Origin of the sequence: Rufibacter tibetensis (assembly GCF_001310085.1) — a bacterium.
In the GTDB taxonomy this organism is placed as follows: domain Bacteria; phylum Bacteroidota; class Bacteroidia; order Cytophagales; family Hymenobacteraceae; genus Nibribacter; species Nibribacter tibetensis.
Genome location: NZ_CP012643.1, coordinates 3,745,477 through 3,766,472 on the forward strand (window position 1 = coordinate 3,745,477; position 20,996 = coordinate 3,766,472).

Consider the following 20,996-nt stretch of genomic DNA (forward strand, 5'->3'; position numbering starts at 1 on the left):
AAAAAACAGAGGATGATTTTTAATTTATTTGGGCTGCCGGAGGGTTGAGCCCCTGACGATGAGTTCTGGTTTTAGAACCGTTTTCTGCGGAACCAATTTTTTGTCACCGGACTTGAAATGCTCAAAGAAAAGTTCGGCGGTGATGCGGCCCATGGTTAAACTGAACTGGTCCACGGTGGTGAGGGTGGGGTCTGAGAAGGAGGTAAACGGTTCGTTCCCGAAACCTGCCAGCGCAATCTCCTGCGGTATCTGGATTTTCCGTTCTTTCAGTACTTGCATGGCTCCCATGGCACCGTAGTCAGAGGCTGAGAACACCGCGTCTGGCTTTAGTTCCAACTCCAGCAGTTTTTCCATGCTAGCCCGTCCGTCTTCCAGTTGCAGGTTGCTCTTGATTACCAGTTCCTCTTCAAAAGGAAGCCCAAAGTCGCGAAGAGCATCGGTGTACCCACGCAGACGTTCCTTGAAAACGCTTACCTTTTTGGGACTGGTGAAGTGAGCAATACGCCGGCAACCTTGCTGAATGAGGTGCTCCACAACCTTGTAGGCGCCCAGGTAATCGTCAATAACTACCTGGCTTACCTCTAAGGCATCGGTAGTACGGTCAAACAAGACCAGCGGAATCCCTTTTTCCTGCGGGCGTTTGTAGTGGTCAAAGTTATCGGTATTCTTGCCAACAGAGGCGATGATTCCGTCTACACGGGCGCTGAGCAGTGCATCAATGGTTTGCACCTCTTTCTCATAGTTGTCATATGACTGGCAGATGATGACCTTGTAGTTCAGCTTGTTCGCGATCTCCTCAATTCCACGCACCACAGAGGCAAAGAAGGCACGGTCAGCCGTAGGCACAATAATGCCAATGATGTGGCTTTTGCCATTTCTTAGCGCAGCCGCAATATTATTAGGCTGATAGTTCAGCTGCTTGGCTGCCTTCAAAACTGCTTTTTTGGTGATCTCACTGATCCTGGGGTTGTCATTCAACGCCCTGGATACAGTGGATGCCGTGATATTGAGTTTCTCCGCAATGTGGTGAATGGTCACCTTTGGTTTACCCGCCATATTGTTGTTCGCCATGTAGCTGCCCTCTTTTATCTTGTTTCTTCCAGTTGATTCTCGCCTCTATTGTTCGTTGCTGGGTTTTCCAATAGTGGCCAGAATGCCGCCGTCTACGTATATGATTTGCCCGTTTACAAAGTCGCTGGCTTTGCTGGAGAGAAACACAGTGGTTCCGGCCAGATCTTCAGGATCTCCCCAGCGCCCGGCCGGGGTACGGTGAATGATAAATTCATTGAAAGGATGGCCGTCTACTCTGATGGGGGCAGTCTGCTCGGTGGCAAAATAACCTGGTCCTATACCGTTTACCTGCACATTGTACCGTGCCCATTCGGTGGCCAGGTTTTTAGTGAGCATTTTCAGACCGCCTTTAGCGGCGGCGTAGGCGCTCACGGTGTCGCGGCCCAGTTCGCTCATCATAGAGCAGATGTTGATGATTTTACCTGCCCGGCGTTCTACCATGTACTTGCCTACTTGCTTTGACATGATGAAAGGACCGGTAAGGTCCACGTCCAACACCTTCCGGAAGTCCGCCACTTCCATTTCTAATGCCGGGATGCGCTTGATCATACCCGCGTTGTTGACCAAGATGGCAATGGGGCCTACTTCCTGCTCTATGCGCGCAATGTTTTCTTTAGCTAATTCTTCGTTTGTGACGTCAAACAGGTAGCCTTTTACGTCTAGCCCTTCCTGGCGGTAGGTCTCCAGTGCTTTCTCCATTTTCTCTGGAGTATTGCCGTTTACTACCAATGTAGCACCAGCCTTACCTAAAGCGGTTGCCATAGCCATTCCCAATCCATGCGTGGCTCCGGTGACCAAAGCTACTTTTCCGGTTAAGTCAAATAGATGTGTCATAGGGCTATTTAAGATCAGTGGTGGCTACTTTGTCCATGTCATTGTAATCCAGGTTCTCACCGGCCATGCCCCAAATGAAGGTATAGTTAGAAGTTCCGGCACCAGAGTGAATGGACCAGGGTGGGGAAAGGACTGCCTGCTGGTTCTGCACCCAGATATGGCGAGTTTCCTGCGGCTCGCCCAGAAAGTGGCACACCGTCTGGTCCTGGGGTACCTCAAAATAGAAGTAAGCCTCCATACGGCGGTCGTGGGTGTGGGCTGGCATGGTGTTCCAGACGCTACCGGTTTTCAATTCGGTTACACCCATCTGCAACTGGCAGGTTTCTACCACTGAGTTGATCAATACTTTTCTGATGGTTCTGGCATTTGCCGTTTCCGGGGTGCCTAATTCTACCGTCTCGGCTTCGCTTAGCTGAACCTTCTTGGTAGGGTATGTGTGGTGGGCCGGAGCAGAGTTGAAATAGAACCGGGTGTCGGCACCGTTAGGGGCAGGGTGGAAGAGAACCTCCTTTACGCCTTTACCTATGTATAAAGCCTCTTTGTTCTTTAGTGAAATTTCCTCACCGTCTACTGTAATAGTGCTGTCAGAGGAAACGTTGATAATGCCAATCTCCCGTCTGTCTAAGAAATTCTCTGAGCGCAGGGTAGGGAATGTATCCAGGCGTACAGGACCTTTTACTGGGTGCACTCCACCTACTATCAACCGGTCATACAAGGTGTAAGTCATTTGGATAGAATCTTCCTGGAAGAGGTTCTCAATCAAGAATTCCTGACGCACTTTTGTGGTGTCATAGCCCTTAAAATCTGAGGGGTGGATGGCATGCCGTGTTGTATGGTGTATGCTCATAGAATAGGGGTGAATGGTGTAATCGTTTGCGCAAATTACAAATTTATCAATCTGTTAGGCTATGTAAGTGAAAAAAAATATTGCACAAGTTGCATTAAGTCTTATTGCCTGCTTTGTTAACTAAATAAAAAATTGTTAATCACAGATGGATTCAGGAGTGTTCTTTGAAAAACTGTCAAAAAAAGGATAGTATTTTTTGTGTTTGATTTTAATTAATAGTAAATATGCAATCGGTTGCGCAGATTATGTCCAAGTAGCCGTTAGCTTCGTGTTCCTATCAATTTATCAAAAACTCAATTGTTACCTATGCAACAAGCATTACTTAAGAAGAGCAGGTACCTGCTGGTACTGACTTTTTTCTTTACATCGGTAGTGGGTGCCTTTGCTCAGACTGTTACTATCACGGGGAAAGTAACTGATGATAAGAAGGAAGGCCTGCCAGGTGTAACTGTACTACTAAAAGGTACTACCACTGCCAATGCCACTGACGTTGAAGGGAATTACTCCCTGGCGGTGCCCAACGGAACCGGCACTTTGGTGTTTTCTTACATAGGTTTCGTTTCTCAGGAAGTGCCTATCAATGGAAGAACCAACATCAATTTAGCCATGGTGTCAGACTCTAAGGCAATTGATGAAGTGGTGGTGGTAGGTTACGGTACTGTGACCAGAAAAGAACTAACTGGTTCTGTGGCCTCTGTAACAGCTAAAGATATTCAGGATATTCCGGTTAGTACAGCCGCAGAGGCGCTGGCAGGTAGATTGGCCGGGGTTCAGGTAACTTCAACTGAAGGCCGACCTGGAGCTGATATCCAGGTGAGAGTTCGTGGTGGTGGGTCGCTTACACAGGATAATTCTCCTTTATATATAGTAGATGGTATTCAGATGGAGAATGCCTTGTCTATTATCTCTCCGCAAGAAATTGAGTCTGTTGACGTGTTGAAAGATGCTGCTTCTACTTCTATCTATGGGGCCAGAGGCGCAAACGGGGTGGTGATCATTACTACAAAAGGGGGTAGAGAGCAAAAGACGCAAGTTACTTATACAGGATTTGCCGGGGTAAGAAAGATTGTGAACAAGCTAGAGGTGATGAACCCCTACGATTACGCCATGTATCAGTACGAATCTTATAATTTGTTTACCAATGCGAACGATGAAAGCCGCACTTCTTTCAGAGACCGGTATGGCAGATTTGAAGATCTAGAAATCTATAAATCTATGCCCATGACTGATTGGCAGGATAGGGTTTTCGGTAGAGATGCCTTCAGTCAGACCCACGTATTAGGGGTTACTGGTGGTTCCAAAGAGACCTCATTCAATTTTACCCTGAATCATGCCGCCGAAGAGGGAATCATGATTAACTCAGGATATGAGAGAACTTTGGCTTCCTTTAAGTTTGACCATAAGGTGACAGATAGGTTTAAGGTTGGGTTAACAACCCGTTATAGCCGTCAACGGATTGATGGGGTTGGTACATCAAGCACTGGTTCACAGGCCAATAACCGGTTAAGAAATGCCGTGCGTTTCAGACCATTTATAGCGCCAGGTTTTGAAAGCCAAGCGGATGAATTTGACGTGGAGTATGCAAGCAGCACTCAGTTAACAAGCCCTGTGCTGTTGGCAAACAATGAAATCAGACGTGACTACCGTAATGACATTATTGTGAACGGTTGGTTTAGTTATGACATCATCAAAAATTTAACCTTCAGATCTGTAATAGGGGTAAATGCCTTAGATAGGAAAACGAATGATTTTAGTGGTACTGTAACAGCACTGGCTAGACAAAATAATGATCAGCCAGTAGTTGATATGACAGGAGGAGAGGCTTTCTCCTTAACTAATTCCAACACCTTAACTTACAAGAGAAAGATTGCAGAAGATCATAATCTGGACTTCTTATTAGGACATGAACTGGTGGAGTGGAACAGCAAAGGCAGAGGGATACGCACCAGATATTTGCCGGTTGACATCACGCCAGAACAGGCTTTTGCCGGTGTCCAAAAAGCTACTGCGCCTGCTGGATTGATCCAGGATAACCCAACGACCTCTGAGTCTAGTACTAGACTTCTTTCTTTCTTTGGAAGAGTAGGTTATAACTACAAAGGCAAATATTTCGCGAATTTTAACTTAAGACGCGACGGGTCTTCCTTGTTTGCCGACGGAAATCGTTATGGTACCTTCCCTTCTGCGTCTTTAATGTGGCGTGTAGCAGATGAGTCTTTCATGGAGTCTGCTCAAAACTGGCTAAGCGATTTGAAAGTGCGCTTGAGTGTTGGTAGTGTGGGAAATAACCGTATTGGGGTTGACTTATTCAGAACCATGTATATGGCTACGACCAATGACGGGTATGCTTTCAATGAGGCCATCACTCCGGGTTATGTAGCCCCTAGCTTGGCAAATGCTAATCTGGTTTGGGAGTCTACCCTCTCCAAGAACTTAGGTGTTGACTTTGCTTTCTTCCAGAACCGTTTAACAGGTTCTATTGACGCCTACCAAAACAGAACGAAAGATCTACTTTTATTTGCTCAAATTCCGTCACACAGCGGTTATCCTGGGCAGCTTCAGAACATTGGAGAAACCGAAAACAAAGGGATTGAACTTCAGTTGGGTGCGGTAGTAGTAGATAAAGGTGACTTTAGATGGAATGCTAATTTCAACATCGCGAGGAACCGCAACAAAATAGTGAGCCTAGGTTTGGATCCATCTGGACAGGCAAAGCAATCTTATTTGGTTCAGTCGGGTTGGGTTAACTCCTTAGAAGATTTCAAAGTTGAAGTAGGTCAGCCTATTGGTCAGTTCTTCGGCTATGTAACAGATGGCTACTATACGGTTGATGATTTTAATGCCACTTTCAATACTGCTACCAATACCTGGACTTATGTGTTGAAAGAAGGTATCGCCAATAGCTCAAGTGTTGCCCTTGGTAACAGACAGCCGCAACCGGGTGATCTTAAATTGAAAGATCTTTCTGACAACAACAGTTCTTTGATCTCTACGGAAGACCGCACCGTCATTGGTAACGCTCAACCTAAATTCACAGGTGGCTTCAATCAGCAGTTTTCTTACAAAGGCTTTGACTTGAGTGTATTCATGGTGTTTTCTTACGGGAACAAAGTGTATAACGCGAACAAGATGGAGTTTACAACCCAGTACACCACCAGAGACAACAACATGTTGGCTCTTATGAATGACCGCTTTAAGCTGTATGATGAGAACGGTCAGAGAGTATCTGATCCTGAGCAACTGAAAGCCTTGAATGCAAACGCGAAATACTGGAGACCCTCTTTAGGTAACTACTTCCTGCACTCCTTTGCAATTGAAGACGGCTCTTTCTTAAGAATCAGCAACCTAACCTTAGGGTACAGCATTCCAGAGGCTATTATCAAAAGAACCAGAGTAATCTCCAAATTAAGAGTGTACGCCACTGTGAATAACCTGCACACCTTTACAAAATACACAGGTTATGATCCAGAGGCAAACACCAGAAGAAACTCTCCACTTACTCCGGGTGTTGACTACGCGGCTTATCCACGCAGCAGATACATTTTGGGTGGTATAAACGTGACATTGTAATTTTTGAACAAAGCAGCGATGAAAAAAAATATAATAAAAAGCTTTATCATTCCACTTGCATTTGGTGGTCTGGTGACTATAAGTTCCTGCGAAAACTACTTGGAGGTAGAAAACCCATCCACCCTTTCTCAGAATGCCATATTTAATAGCATAGGATATACTGAGTCTGCCATCACCGGAGTATACAACATGTTGCCTGGTGACAATGGATACGGAAGCCGTCTTTCCCATTTATTACCTAATGGATCAGATGATTTTAGAATGAGTGGTGATCATGATCCCATTCAAAGAGGAGGTATTGCCCATTTCGGGGTTAGCCCGGGTTATACAGAGTTACAAGGTCCGTTTAATCAATTATACATTGGTATTGAACGAGCAAACATATGTATCAAATACATTCCTCTATCACCGCTTTATACCAGTGGAACGGCTGCTGAACAAGCCACCATGCGTCGGTTCTTGGGAGAGGCGCTTACGCTTAGAGCGCAATACTATCATGAACTGATCAGAAACTGGGGAGATGTGCCTGCGCACTTTGAGCCATCTGCTGACATGCCTGATCTATACTTGCCTAAAACAAATCAGGATGAAATTTATGATCGTTTATTGGCCGATTTAAAGCAGGCATCTGAATTGGTTCCTTGGAGATCAGAGTCTGGTTCACCAACTACCAGGGTGACAAAGGGAGCAGTAAAAGGACTGCGTGCCAGAATAGCTTTGGCTAGAGGCGGGTATGCCTTAAGAAGAGATAGCAAAGTAGTAGAACGTAGATCTAATTACAAAGAATTCTATCAGATTGCCAGAGATGAAACTCGTGATGTAATTCAAAGCAGACAACATGGCCTTAACCCAAGCTTTGATAATGTGTTCAAAAGCTTACATGGGGCCGGGGTAACAGATGTTGCCAATGAGCATGTATGGCAAGTGGGAGCCTTTGGGGGGAATGCCAGAACCGACACCAAATTAGGTTTCGGGAACGGACCTAGAATTGCCGAAGCAAGTACCTATGGTCGCGCCAATGGCTTAGTAGAGGCGGTACCCACCTACTTCTATGCATTTGATTCTATTGGTGACTCAAGAAGGGATGTAACGCTTGCCTATTTTCAGGTAGATACCAAAGCGAATAATGATAATAAATTACTGACGACTCCTCTTTTAATAAGAGACGGGAAGTTCAGAAAGTATTGGACGAACGTGGCTGGTACAAACCAAACCCTTGGAATCAACTGGCCGCTTATCAGATATGCAGATATCCTTTTAATGTTTGCTGAAGCTGAAAACGAGTTAAATGGTCCTACACCTGAAGCGAAGGCTGCTTTAGAAGAAGTTAGAAAAAGAGCTTTTTTTGATGAGTGGGAAACAAGAATGCCTGCTACTCCATCTTCTAAAGATGAGTTCTTCAAGGCAATTGTCAACGAGCGTTACCTAGAATTTGGCGGTGAAGGTTTCCGCAAATATGATTTGATCCGTTGGAATTTATTGGAAACGAGAATCCTGCAGGTAAGAGCTGATTTACGTGCCATGATGACAGGTACTGGTCGTTATGCGAATGTACCTCAGTACGTTTTCTTCAGACCAACACCTTTGTTAGGTCGAAATGTTACAGCCCGTCAGGAAATGCTAAGCTTTGATTTATTAGGTGGTAACGTGAATAAAGTCATGTATACGCCTTCCACTACTACCGTAGCTCCTGATGGTTACACAAGAGTGAGCTGGAGAATAGCTGTAACGGAAGCACATATCACAGGACCTACCAGAGGTTTTGCCAGCCAGTTTAAAAAGAACCAATCTGAGTTGCTCCCTATTTTTAATGGTATCATTGCCCAGAACTATAGGTTAACCCAAGACTACGGTTATTAATAGAACTGTCTAATTAAGAACTCAAGAAAAGAAACTGATATGAAAAAGTTTAGTTCAAAGATAGCTATCTGGTTTGTGCCAGCATTACTGTTGCTGATGGGTAGTTTGGCGTCTTGTAACCCAGACGACGAGGAGGAGCAGAGCCAGCTTTCCCGCATGTTCATGCCCACAGGTACTATCACTTCTACCAGTGGAGAATCTCAGGTGAGATTATCCTGGCGGGAAGCGCTGAATGTCGCGGGAAATATTACCTACACTGTAGAGGTTGCGGCAGATACATTGTTTCAGACGCCGGTTATCTATACCGGGACTACTGACACTACTTCTATCGTTATCACAGATGATAATATACCAGTAAGGCAGAAATTTTTTGCCCGTATTAAAACGAATGCTAGGGGAAATGTTCCAGAGTCTAGGTGGTTGGTCAGCAATGGCTTTACCATCAGAGGGGTACAGATTTTTGTGAATACACCTGTTAGTACCCAAGATATCACAGATAGATCTGTGAGACTGCGGTTTAACTCCAGACCTGGAGTGTCTAAAGTTGTTGTAACACCGGCCGGTGGAACTTCAAGGGAAGTTTCAATCACTCAAAGTCATCTCACTGCTGGGTTTGTGATTGTTGATGGTCTGGTTGCAGGCACAAATTATACTGCAGAAATTTTTGCAGGCAATAAGAGCTTTGGTGTAACTACCTTTCAGACAAAAGAACCTCTTTCTGGGAACATCATTGACTTGAGAGGAATTGTTGGTAGACCTTCTGTTTTACAGGATACCATTACTCAGGTTCCTACCGGAAGTACAATTATCCTGAAAAGAGGACAAACCTATACTATCTCAAGCACCACTAACCTAAGCAAATCTGTTACCATTACCAGTGGTACTGATTTAACAGAGCCAAACCTGGCAGCCATTTACCTGACTAGCAACTTCAATGTGGTGGCTGGTAGTAATATTGATCAGATTGTTTTCAGAGATGTTAACATGAGTAGTGATAATGCTACTTCTAAATATGTCTTCAACATTAGTAATGCCTCTACCATCGGAAACATGGTTTTTGATAATGTGCAGGCAAGCAAATTCAGAGGTATAGTAAGATTGCAGTCCTCACCAACTACCATTACAAACTTTACTGTAAATAATAGTGTGATTGACAGTATTGGTAGCTACGGAGTGATAAACGTAGACGTGGCAACCAGCCAGGTGCAGAATATTGCTATCAAGAATTCTACTATCTTCAAAGCAGAAAGAATAGTAACGAGCAGAAACAACTCAACTACTGTTCTATTAGAGAATCTGACTATTAATGAGGCTCCAACTAGTGGTGCTTACCTGGTGGATTATAGTACCTCTAGTGCTAACAATGTATCAGGTGGTATCACCATCAGAAATTCAATTTTGGGAATAGGTAAATCAGGCAATCTAACTATAAGAGGTGTGAGAGCCAATGCATCCACTTTGGTGCAGGTAGTTGGAACCTATGCTACCTCAGACCATGTGGAAACCGGTAATCCAACTCCTGACCTCACTTCCTACAACGGTACTTCTCTTGAACTGTGGCAAGATCCTAAAAATGGAAATTTCCGGTTTAAAGACGCCAACTTTGCGGGGAAAGCTACTGCTGGTGACCCACGCTGGAGATAATACAGAAATCAGCCAGATAGGTACAACTTACTAGTTTGTACCTATCTGCTTTTATTATCTAGGTAATAAAGTGTTTTCCCCCTTTTTCGTCAAATTAGCCTCATAACAGAATAAAAGAATAGTTCTTTAAATCAGACACAGCAAATCTGGCAGAAACAATTTCCCTTTGCCGCTGCTTCCATTCCCTCTTCATTCTGTCTGTAGCTAGCTTGCTCCAGGCAGTTTCCTTACAAGACTTACCTCTGCAACTATGATTAGAAAGTACCCCACCTGGATTCATGGAGCGTTGAGTTTGCTTCTTCTTGCCCCTCTTGGTTGTGCCTCATCACAAACCGGTACCTCCAAAGCGCCTGATGCATTTACTGTAGAAGTTTCTAATCCTTTGAAGCGAGAGCGGGAAAGTGTACTAGTACTGGTCAAAGAGGAAGACCTTCCAAAACAACTTTCATCGGCTAGCAGGCAAAGACTAGTTGTGATGGACGGAACCCAGGAGATTCCAAGCCAATACAATAGCAAAGACGCCGAGAACCGCGGAGTGGTGTTTGTCCTGGACCTGATGAAAGCAGGGGAAACCAGAAAATTAACCATCCGGCCACTAGAGGTAGGAGCTTCCCCCACTACCTACCCAAAACGTACCCAAGCCGAGCTATCCAAAAAAGTGGGTGGCCGGTGGGAGAACCGCAAATACATTGGCGATGATTTCCAGAACATAGATTCTTTGCGCGTACCAACTGAACTAACAGACCATTCTTACTTTCTCCGTTATGAGGGGCCAGGGTGGGAATCAGACAAAGTGGGGTACCGCTTTTACCTGGACTGGCGCAATGCCATAGACGTGTTCGGGAAAAAGACCCCGGAAATGGTGCTGCAGAACGTTGGCTTAGACGGATACGACTCTTATCACAACCAGCAGCCCTGGGGCATGGATGTGCTGAAAGTAGGAAAAGCCTTAGGGGTAGGTACCCTGGCTATGTATGACAACGGCAAAGTGGTACGCGTAGAAAAAACAGACAGCACGTACAGCAAAATCCCTCAAAACGGCCCAGTTTATTCCTCTATCCTGACCGACTACTATGGCTGGCAAGTGGCCGGGCACAAATTGAACGTGCATTCCCAACTAAGCATCCATGCTGGTACCAGAATGACAAACCACCAGATCAGGCTGGACGGTGGCCAGCCGCAAAACATAGCAACGGGTCTTATCAAAGATAAAACCACTAAATTGGTAAGTGACAAAGGGGAGACGGGAAAGCGCTATGGCTACATGTACACCTACGGCCCTCAAACGTTGAACACGCCTCCTGACAATATTGGCATTGCCGTGCTGTTCAACCCAGAAGATTTCATCACTTTCTCTGATGATCCATTGAGCCACGTGGTGCAGTTAAAACCAACCAATGGCCGGGCCCAATACTACTTTCTGGCAGCCTGGGAACTGGAGCCAAACGGAATTAAAACCGAGGAACAGTTTCGTGAATACATCTCCAGAACTGCTGAAGAACTAGCAAACCCAGTGAAAGTAAAAGTCTCTAAATAAGGAAAGGCAGGATAATTGCTACTGTGTTGTGAAAAGAAAAGGTTTAATGGCCATTTCTGTAATACAGCATCAAAACGGGAGAACAACCAAGGGCCTGAAGTTCTTTCAGCCTTTGTTTACCAAAACAGCCTCAAACAGAGAATGCTATACCAATAGCGGTATCTCCATACAGGTAAAAATACATTCAAGAAGAGGTTGGCAGAGGGGATAAGCGTTAATTAGAAGTACATGAAAATCAGAAATAACATCTTTACAAGTACCTCCCTCGGATTAGTGATTCAGTTGGCGGCGTTTTCAGGTTGTGCCCAGAAAGTAGCCACTACTCCGGCTACTCCAACCCCGCCGACCATGCAGGCCCCGGCACCAACCGCCTCCACAGCAGGTTCGGTTTCAACTAATGCTGGACAGGAGAGACAGGAGCAATCTAACGTGCTTGCTTTTCCAGGGGCTGAAGGCTTCGGGAAATTTACCACTGGTGGTCGGGGAGGTCAGGTAGTAGTTGTGACCAATTTGAATGACGAAGGTCCCGGCAGTTTACGGGAAGCCATCCGGAAGAAAGGTCCACGTATTATTGTGTTTGCGGTTTCTGGAAATATAGAACTGGTGTCTCCGCTGGACATCAACAACGGTGACCTTACCATTGCCGGACAATCTGCGCCAGGTGACGGAATTTGTTTGAAAAACTATCAGGTGAGTATCAAAGCAGATAACGTGATTGTACGGTATCTCCGGTTCAGGCTTGGAAATAAGGCAGGCCAACAAGCCGATGCGTTTGGAGCCAACAAGGGGAACAGCAACATCATCATAGACCATTGCTCCATGAGCTGGGCTACGGATGAAAGCGCGTCGTTTTACCGCAATAAGAATTTTACCCTGCAGTGGAGCATCATCTCTGAAAGCCTGAATGCCTCTGTGCACGCAAAAGGTGACCATGGATATGGCGGCATCTGGGGAGGAATGGGGGCTTCTTTCCACCACAACTTACTGGCCAGCCACAACAGCAGAATGCCCCGGTTCAGCGGGTCAAGCACCACACCTAACTCCCCAGATGAATTGGTAGATTTTACCAATAATGTGGTCTACAACTGGGGCCAGAACAATACCTATGGCGGCGAGAAAGGCCGCTACAACATGGTCAACAATTACTACAAAGCCGGCCCGGCGACTACTCCTTCTAAAAAGGACCGTATCGTAAACCCATCCGCCCCGTTCGGGAAGTTTTATGTGGCAGGTAATTATGTAGATGGTTTTCCGGCTATCACAAAAGACAACTGGGCAGGTGGTGTGCAGCCTGATCAAAAGGATTCGCTTACCGTCTTAAAGGCCGCTACACCGTATGAGGTTGCCTCTATCAACGTGCAGGAGCCGCAAGCTGCTTTTGAAGCCGTGTTAAACAGTGCCGGAGCCAGTTTAAAGCGGGATGCCGTTGATGCCCGCGTAGTGCAGGAGGTAAGAACAGGCAAGTCAACCAATGGGAAAAAGAAGAACGGGATCATTGACACCCCGGAAGAAGCGGGAGGTTACCCCGTGTTGAAATCTGCCGCCGCCCCGGCTGACAAAGACCAGGACGGCATGCCAGATGCGTGGGAGGTAGCCCAAAAGCTGAACCCAGCCAGCGCCAGTGATGCCGCCGCTTTCACCCTTGACAAGCAATATTCTAATGTGGAGGTGTATTTAAACAGCCTTGTGAAATAGTACCCCAATGAAAAAGTGGATGCCTTTTTTGTTTCTGATGTTCGTTGGCATTCTGGCGCATGCCCAGCAGAGAAAGCTGGTGGTGGCGCAGGATGGGAGCGGGGACCATACATCCATCCAGTCTGCGGTAGATGCTATTCCGGCCTTCCCCAATGAGCGCATTGAGATTCATATCAAGAACGGCACGTACCGCGAGAAGCTGGTGATTTCCTCTTGGAAGACCAACCTCTCCTTCATTGGCGAAGACAGAGACAAAACCATTATCGTCTGGAACGACTACTCAGGCAAGGGCAACATCAACACCTTCACGTCTTACACCGTGCTGGTGCAGGGAAATGAATTCAAAGCCGAGAACCTCACCTTCCAGAACGATGCCGGTCCGGTAGGGCAGGCGGTGGCGCTGCACGTAGAGGCCGACCGCTGCGTGTTCCGGAACTGCCGTATTCTGGGTGACCAGGATACCATTTATGCCGGGGTTGATAACAGCCGCCAATATTACAAAGACTGCTACATTGAAGGTACTACAGACTTCATTTTTGGCCCAGCCACGGTGGTGTTTGAGGATTGTACCATTCATTGTAAGAAGAACTCCTACATCACGGCCGCCTCAACCCCGCAAAACCAACCCTATGGGTTTGTGTTCCTGAACTGCAAAATAACCACCGCCGCTCCTGAGGCAACTAAAGTGTATTTGGGCAGACCGTGGAGGCCTTATGCCCAAACAGTTTTCCTGAACACGGAACTTGGGGCGCACATCCGCCCGGAGGGCTGGCACAACTGGAATAAGCCCGATGCCGAGAAAACCACTTTGTACGCCGAGTACAAATCCAAAGGACCAGGAGCCGCTCCGGATAAACGGGTGGGCTGGTCTAAGCAGCTTTCCAGGAAAGAAGCCAAAAAATACAAACCAGAACTGGTGCTGGCCGGTCAGGACAAATGGAACCCCAGCAAGTAAGGCTTCGGCCTCAAAGTAGATTAAAAGAATTCCCTCATTCGCTTATCAAGAACTAGACTCAAAGCCATATGAAATTCAGCCAAATTGCCTTTTTCGCGCTCGCCCTGTTTACTCTGGCGTGTAGCTCAAGCAAGTCAACTTCTTCTTCCTCTTCCGGGACTAGTGCCGTGTCTCCTTCAGGAAAACCCTATTCTGTGTGGATGGCCGATTCTGAGATGAAGCGTAGCCCGCAAGGCTGGATGATTGATTTCCGCCCCGAGCCTAAGTGGGATTACACCCAAGGGCTTTTCGCAAGTGCTCTGGAAAGAGTCTGGAAAAAGACCGGTGACCGTAAGTACTTCAACTACATCAAAGCCTTCGCTGATACCATGATTACGGAGGACGGCACCATTAAAACCTACAAAAAGTCTGACTACAACATTGACCGCGTAAACCCGGGTAAATTCCTGATTGCGCTCTACAAAGAAACCGGTCAGCGAGAATACAGAATTGCCATTGACGAGTTGCGCGACCAAATGCGCACGCACCCCAGAACGTCTGAAGGCGGTTTCTGGCACAAGAAAATTTATCCGCACCAAATGTGGCTGGATGGTTTGTACATGGCCTCCCCGTTCCTGGCGCAATACGGTGCTAATTTCAATGAGCCGCAGTTATTCAGTGAAGTAGCCAAGCAGATCAAACTGGTAGACAAGTACACCTACGTAAAAGAGAAAAACCTCTTCTATCATGGTTGGGACGAAAAACGCGAGCAGAAATGGGCTGATCCTAAAACCGGATTGTCGCCAAATGTTTGGGGACGCGCCATGGGTTGGTACGCCATGGCTTTGGTTGATGTCTTAGACTTTATTCCTGAGAACCACCCGGAAAGAGAAGACATTCTGAAAATCACTCAGAAAATGGCGGGCTCCATTGCCCAATACCAAGATCCTAAAACCGGTTTATGGTGGCAGGTAGTGGACCAGGGTGGCAGAGAAGGCAATTACCGCGAGGGATCGGCCTCCAGCATGTTCACTTATTTTTTAGTAAAAGCGGCTAAGAAAGGCTACATAGACCAGAAGTACATGGACAACGCGCGTCGCGGCTACAATGGCATCCTGGAAAACCTCATCAAGAAAAATTCAGACGGAACCATCAGCATTACACAGGTTTGCGCGGTGGCAGGACTGGGCGGTACGCCGTACCGCGATGGTACCTATGAATACTATATCAACGAGGAGAAGCGCGACAATGACCCCAAAGCCGTGTCGCCGTTCATCATGGCCGCGTTGGAGTTTGAGGAAATGGGCAAAGCTGCGGCTTCTAAATCGGCTTCTAAATAAGGATAGGCATGACGTTCAAGAAGCCTTTTCTGGTGCTGGCCTTGCTTTTCGGAGCTTTACTGGTGCAGGCACAGAAATATGATTTTGTAGTGGCCAAAGACGGGAGCGGAAACTTCAAAACGGTACAGGAAGCCATCAATGCGGTGCCTGATTTCCGGAAGAACACCACCACCATCTTCATCAAGAACGGCACCTACAAAGAGAAACTCACTTTGCCGGCCACCAAAACGGCAGTAAAAATGATTGGCGAGGACGTGAGGAAAACCATCCTCACCTTTGATGATTACGCGGCCAAGAAGAACCGCTTTGGCGAGGAGATGGGCACCACCGGGTCTACCAGCTTCTATGTCTTCGGCGATGATTTCACCGCCGAGAACATCACGTTTGAGAACTCGTCCGGCCCAGTAGGGCAGGCAGTGGCCGTACGCATTGACGGAGACAAGGTCATGTTCCAGAACTGCCGTTTCCTGGGTTTCCAGGATACTTTGTACCCGCACGGTGAGAAAAGCCGCCAGTACTATAGAAACTGCTACATAGAAGGCACCACCGATTTCATCTTCGGGTGGTCCACAGCCGTGTTTGAGAACTGCGAGATCTTCGCTAAGAAAGGCGGCAGTTTCATTACTGCTGCTTCAACTATTGAAGGCGCTCCTTACGGGTTTGTGTTCCTGAACTGCCGGCTCACCGGCGATGCCCCGGAGAAGTCATATTACCTGGGCCGGCCGTGGAGACCTTTCGCCAAGACGGTGTTCATCAACACGTACATGGGCAAGCACATCAAGCCTGAGGGCTGGCACAACTGGAACAAACCGGAGGCCGAGAAACAAGTGCTGTACGCCGAATACAACTCCACCGGACCTGGCGCTTCTACAAAAGACCGCGTGAAATGGTCTAAACAACTCACTGCCGAGCAGGTCAAAGACTACTCTTTAGAGAAGGTGTTCGGAGACTGGAATCCGCTGGCGGTAAAACCAGCGGTTCAGGCCGGCAAATAAGTTAATTTTGTTTTGCCTCTGTTTTCCAGAAATCACCCTGAAAGCAGCGAGAGGGTTTATCTGAAGTCACCAGAAGAGATAGGAGAGGACAGGTAAGACAAATTGAGGCAAGGGGAGAGGCCCGGAACCAGAATTGTACAGGGCCACCGATTTAACATTACCATTGAATATGAAAATCAGATATTATACCGCTGGGTTTCTTTTCCTGATGGCCTGCCAGACGGAAAAGTCGTCGCCTACGGTTTCTTCTTCCCCCGCTGTTTCTTCCAATGAAGTGTCAAACGTGTGGGTCTCTGATAAAGGAGACGGTACCTTCCAAAATCCGGTCCTGGATGCCGACTACTCTGATCCCGATGTGGTGCGCGTAGGCGATGACTTCTACATGACCTCCTCCAGCTTTAGTTCTATTCCGGGTTTGCAGATTCTGCACTCCAAAGACATGATCAATTGGAAAATCATCGGGTATGCCTTAGATCGGCTGCCGCCTTATGATCATTTCGCCAAACCGCAGCACGGCAATGGCGTGTGGGCGCCTGCTATCCGGCATCACAAGGGCGAGTTCTACATCTATTGGGGAGACCCGGACTTTGGGATTTACATGGTGAAAACCAATAACCCGGCGGGCCGCTGGGATGCGCCGGTACTGGTGATGGAGGGCAAAGGCCTGATTGACTCCTGCCCGCTGTGGGACGAGGACGGCAATACCTACCTGGTGCACGGTTGGGCCGGAAGCCGGGCAGGCATTAAAAGCATGCTTACCGTAAACCGCATGAACCCCGAGGGCACCAAGGTCCTGGATGAGGGCGTGATGGTATTTGACGGCCATGATGCACACCCCACCGTGGAGGGGCCGAAGTTCTACAAGCGCAACGGCTACTATTACATCTTTGCCCCGGCCGGTGGCGTGTCTACAGGTTGGCAACTGGTGCTGCGCTCTAAAAACGTGTATGGCCCTTACGAAGAGAAAATAGTTATGGACCAGGGCCAGACGCCTATAAATGGTCCGCACCAAGGCGCTTGGGTAGACACCAAATCAGGTGAAGACTGGTTTTTCCATTTTCAGGACAAGGAGGCATACGGCCGCGTGGTGCACCTGCAGCCCATGAAGTGGGTGAATGACTGGCCCGTGATTGGCGAAGACAAAGACGGGGACGGCAAAGGCCAGCCGGTGCTCACCTACAAAAAGCCGAACGTGGGCAAAACCTACCCCGTCATGACGCCCGCCGAGTCTGATGAGTTTAACAACCACACATTAGGCTTGCAGTGGCAGTGGCACGCCAACCCCAAAGCCACCTGGGCCTTCGCCTCCAACAAAGGCCACCTGCGCCTTTTCACCGATCAGATGCCAGAGGGCGGCAAAAACCTGTGGGATGTGCCCAACCTGCTGCTCCAGAAATTCCCCGGCGAGACCTTCACCGTCACCACCAAACTCAAGTTCACTCCCAACCCTAAGCTGGAAAATGAGCGCACGGGCTTGGTAGTGATGGGTCTGGATTATGGCTTTGTATCTGTACTCAGCAAGAAAGACGGCCTGTACCTTACCTACAATACCGCTCAGAAAGCCGACAAAGGCACGTCTGAAAAAGAGCAAGTTTTGGGAAAACTCACCGGAAACGAAGTGCAGTTCCGAGTACAGGTAAGCCCGGGGGCCAAGTGCCAGTTCAGCTACTCAGAAGACGGGCAGAACTTCAAGAACGCAGGCACGCCATTTACCGCCACAGTCGGCAAATGGATAGGCGCCAAAGTGGGTTTGTTTGCCCTCAGAGATGACAAAACCAATGACTCCGGCTTCGCCGATTACGACTGGTTTAGGTTCTCTAAGTAGCCGTTCCAGCGTTTAGGGGCTGTTTTAGAGAAAGCAGGTCCTAACTAACATAAACAAGAATAGAGGAATAAAGCTTCAGGATCGTGTGACTTGAGGCAGAGAAAAAGAATTTAAATAGTAAAGATATGAGCATGAAAAAGGTAATTTCCAGCAAGTTCCTGTTGACGTTGGGACTAGTAAGTGCATTCCAGTTCTCGTGCCAGCGCGAAACTTCTGCGCCGGCAGCCAGTACGTCTTCCACCAATGCCACCACGGCTGGGGTAAATGTTTCCAATGCCAGTGTTGACGCTACTATTTATGATGGCATTGAGTTTGACATGCCCAAGGTGAAGGAAACCAAGTTTCCCAACTATAGCGTGAGCATCACTAAATATGGCGCCGTAGGCGATGGCATCACTAAAAACACCCAGGCCTTTGAACAGGCTATTGCCGATGTGTCAGCGAAAGGCGGTGGACGCGTGGTGATCCCGCGCGGACTGTGGTTGACTGGACCAATTGTAATGAAGAGCAACATTGACCTGCACGCGGAGGCTGGTTCTATGGTAATTTTTAGCCGTGACTTTGATGATTATCCTTTGGTTCAAACCAGTTTTGAAGGGTTGAACACCTGGCGGTGCCAATCGCCTATTTCAGGAAATAACCTGGAGAACATCGCGATCACTGGTGATGGTACTTTTGACGGAAACGGTGATGCATGGCGCCCGGTGAAGAAAAGTAAGATGACCGATGCCCAGTGGAAAACCCTGACTAAAACCGGAGTATTGAGCGAAGATGGTAAAACGTGGTATCCTACAGCAATCTCCCGGAAAGCAGATGCCAAGGATAATTTTAACGTGCCTAACTTCAAAACCAAAGCAGAGTTTGAAGCGGTGAAAGATTACCTGCGTCCGGTATTGTTGAGTCTGGTAAACTGCAAAACCGTGCTGTTGGACGGGCCTACCTTCCAGAACTCACCGGCCTGGAACTTGCACCCGCTTATGTGCCAGGACATTATCTTGAGAAACCTGAACGTGCGTAACCCTTGGTACTCGCAGAATGGCGATGGTCTGGACCTGGAGTCGTGCAAAAACGCGCTGGTGTACAACAACACCTTTGACGTAGGCGATGATGCCATCTGCTTTAAATCAGGCAAAGACAAAGACGGTCGTGACAGAGGCGTACCTACTGAAAACGTGATCGTGAAAAACAATGTGGTGTACCACGGCCACGGCGGTTTTGTGGTGGGCAGTGAGATGTCTGGTGGGGTAAAAAACGTGCACGTGTCTAACTGTACTTTCATGGGTACTGACATTGGGTTGCGTTTCAAAAGTACCCGCGGCAGAGGCGGTGTAGTAGAGAACATCTGGATCTCCAACATTGACATGATCAACATTCCTACCCAAGCTATCAGCTTCAACTTGTTTTACGGCGGTAACTCGCCGGTATTGGAAGAAGACCAGAAAGCCAGCACCGAAGCCCGGGTAGAAAAACTGGTACCAGTTACGGAGGAAACGCCTTCGTTCAAAAACATCTGGATGCGCAACATTACCGTTTCTGGCGCTGATGAGGCAGTTGCCTTACAAGGACTTCCTGAAATGAACCTGCAAAACGTTAGCCTTGAAAATGCTTTCCTGAAAGCCAGAAAAGGTATATCGGCGGTAGATGCATCAGGCATTGTGCTGAAGAACGTGAAGGTAATCACCGAAAAAGGCCCGGCCCTCACCATCTATAACAGCAAGGACATCAACGTGCAGGGGTTGTCTTTCAACCAGACCAAGGAACCTGCGGTGAAAGTAATGGGACCTTTAACCAAGAATGTGAAGCTTAACAACAAAGACTTTTCAAGTGCGACCACCCAAATCTCCAAAGGGAAAGATTTAGGGAAAGCGGCTGTTTCTATGCAATAATCTAAAAAGAGGGCCTAAAACAGGCTCTCTTTTTTTTGTGAATACTTATGATTGTTGATTTCAATATTTTGAATAAAAAGGTACTAGCCGCACTCTTCTTGGTTTGCAGCCTAGCAGTGATGTCTTTTGCACCTTTCAAAAAGAAGATTGTAAGAGTGTACCTCATTGGAGATTCTACTGTGGCAGATTACTCTGACTATGATGGCGAAGATTACCTAAACAAGCGTTACCCGATCATGGGGTGGGGACAGGTTTTTAAGCCGTTTTTAGCAAAAGACAGCCTAAACAAAGTAAAGCATCTGATTAAAGCCGACAGCGTTATTCTGCTGGATAAGGCCCGGGGTGGACGCAGCACGCGTACTTTCTTTGAGGAAGGCCGTTGGGCGCAGGTGTACAAAGACCTTAAAAAGAATGATGTGGTCATGATTCAGTTCGGGCACAATGATGCCGCGGTAGACAAGCCTGAACGGTTCGTGACCATTCAAGGCTACAAAGAATTTCTTCGCCTGTATATCAATCAGACCCGCGAGAAAGGTGCCTACCCCATCTTGTTAACTCCGGTAGCCCGCAACTATCCCTGGAAAGACGGCAAGATTGGCAACGTACACGGCGAGTACCCACAGGCGGTGAAAGACGTGGCCAAGGAATTGAATGTGCCTTTGATTGATTTGCAGCAACTGTCCATTGATTCATTTTCCGCAAAAGGGCAAGAATACGTAACTGCTAATTACTTTATGAATCTTCCGGCAGGCCAATACAAAAACTACCCCGAAGGGCAGAAGGACAATACGCATTTCCAACCCGCCGGTGCCAAGGAAGTTGCCAGATTGGTATTTGAGGGAATGAAAAATTTAAAATAGCCTCCTTTTAATAAGCCTGGGTAGGCTCCTAAAATGTTAAAAGCGTTTCACCTCTGTTTTTCTGAATACAGAGGTGAAACGCTTTTCTTTTTGTCTTT

Annotated in this window: 14 protein-coding genes; 11 read left to right on the plus strand and 3 right to left on the minus strand. The window is 47.4% G+C overall.

All coding sequences use genetic code 11. From position 1 onward, the window contains the following. Positions 1 to 24: 24 nt before the first annotated feature. The 3 genes from DC20_RS15260 to kduI are packed head-to-tail and all read right to left on the minus strand — an operon-like array spanning position 25 to position 2,752. The gene (locus tag DC20_RS15260) at positions 25 to 1,056 is read right to left on the minus strand and encodes a LacI family DNA-binding transcriptional regulator (RefSeq protein WP_062545989.1); all 1,032 of its coding nucleotides are present in this window, start codon (positions 1,054 to 1,056) and stop codon (positions 25 to 27) included. 60 nt (positions 1,057 to 1,116) lie between these two features. Continuing rightward, positions 1,117 to 1,905, minus strand: coding sequence for a gluconate 5-dehydrogenase (locus DC20_RS15265; RefSeq protein ID WP_062544626.1), 789 nt, complete (start codon positions 1,903 to 1,905; stop codon positions 1,117 to 1,119). Positions 1,906 to 1,909: 4 nt separating this feature from the next. Further along, positions 1,910 to 2,752: a 5-dehydro-4-deoxy-D-glucuronate isomerase gene (kduI, locus tag DC20_RS15270; RefSeq protein ID WP_062544627.1), complete on the minus strand. Its 843-nt coding sequence runs from the start codon at positions 2,750 to 2,752 to the stop codon at positions 1,910 to 1,912. Positions 2,753 to 3,058: 306 nt separating this feature from the next. Between kduI and DC20_RS15275 the strand changes: the two genes are divergently transcribed. The 11 genes from DC20_RS15275 to DC20_RS15325 all read left to right on the plus strand — a co-directional run bounded on the left by DC20_RS15275 (position 3,059) and on the right by DC20_RS15325 (position 20,898). Beyond that, positions 3,059 to 6,322, plus strand: coding sequence for a SusC/RagA family TonB-linked outer membrane protein (locus DC20_RS15275; RefSeq protein ID WP_062544628.1), 3,264 nt, complete (start codon positions 3,059 to 3,061; stop codon positions 6,320 to 6,322). A gap of 18 nt (positions 6,323 to 6,340) precedes the next feature. Continuing rightward, a complete protein-coding gene (locus DC20_RS15280; protein WP_062544629.1) occupies positions 6,341 to 8,182 on the plus strand; it encodes a RagB/SusD family nutrient uptake outer membrane protein in 1,842 nt (613 codons plus the stop codon). A gap of 39 nt (positions 8,183 to 8,221) precedes the next feature. After that, complete coding sequence (locus tag DC20_RS15285) at positions 8,222 to 9,826, plus strand: DUF5123 domain-containing protein (protein WP_062544630.1); 1,605 nt, start codon at positions 8,222 to 8,224, stop codon at positions 9,824 to 9,826. A 250-nt stretch (positions 9,827 to 10,076) separates the two neighbouring features. Further along, positions 10,077 to 11,363 carry a DUF4861 domain-containing protein gene (locus DC20_RS15290; protein WP_062544631.1) on the plus strand — a complete coding sequence of 429 codons (1,287 nt, stop codon included), beginning with the start codon at positions 10,077 to 10,079 and terminating at the stop codon, positions 11,361 to 11,363. 228 nt (positions 11,364 to 11,591) lie between these two features. Continuing rightward, positions 11,592 to 13,058: a pectate lyase family protein gene (locus DC20_RS15295; RefSeq protein WP_062544632.1), complete on the plus strand. Its 1,467-nt coding sequence runs from the start codon at positions 11,592 to 11,594 to the stop codon at positions 13,056 to 13,058. Positions 13,059 to 13,065: 7 nt separating this feature from the next. Beyond that, a complete protein-coding gene (locus tag DC20_RS15300) occupies positions 13,066 to 14,013 on the plus strand; it encodes a pectinesterase family protein (protein ID WP_062544633.1) in 948 nt (315 codons plus the stop codon). Between the two features lie 68 nt (positions 14,014 to 14,081). Then, positions 14,082 to 15,332, plus strand: coding sequence for a glycoside hydrolase family 88/105 protein (locus DC20_RS15305; protein WP_062544634.1), 1,251 nt, complete (start codon positions 14,082 to 14,084; stop codon positions 15,330 to 15,332). Between the two features lie 8 nt (positions 15,333 to 15,340). Continuing rightward, positions 15,341 to 16,327 carry a pectinesterase family protein gene (locus tag DC20_RS15310; protein ID WP_062544635.1) on the plus strand — a complete coding sequence of 329 codons (987 nt, stop codon included), beginning with the start codon at positions 15,341 to 15,343 and terminating at the stop codon, positions 16,325 to 16,327. 169 nt (positions 16,328 to 16,496) lie between these two features. Then, positions 16,497 to 18,152 carry a glycoside hydrolase family 43 protein gene (locus tag DC20_RS15315; protein WP_083470343.1) on the plus strand — a complete coding sequence of 552 codons (1,656 nt, stop codon included), beginning with the start codon at positions 16,497 to 16,499 and terminating at the stop codon, positions 18,150 to 18,152. A 125-nt stretch (positions 18,153 to 18,277) separates the two neighbouring features. Beyond that, positions 18,278 to 20,038 carry a glycoside hydrolase family 28 protein gene (locus DC20_RS15320; RefSeq protein WP_062544637.1) on the plus strand — a complete coding sequence of 587 codons (1,761 nt, stop codon included), beginning with the start codon at positions 18,278 to 18,280 and terminating at the stop codon, positions 20,036 to 20,038. A gap of 119 nt (positions 20,039 to 20,157) precedes the next feature. After that, entirely contained in the window at positions 20,158 to 20,898 is a 741-nt protein-coding gene (locus DC20_RS15325; protein WP_245652224.1) for a rhamnogalacturonan acetylesterase, read from the plus strand. Positions 20,899 to 20,996: the final 98 nt, after the last annotated feature.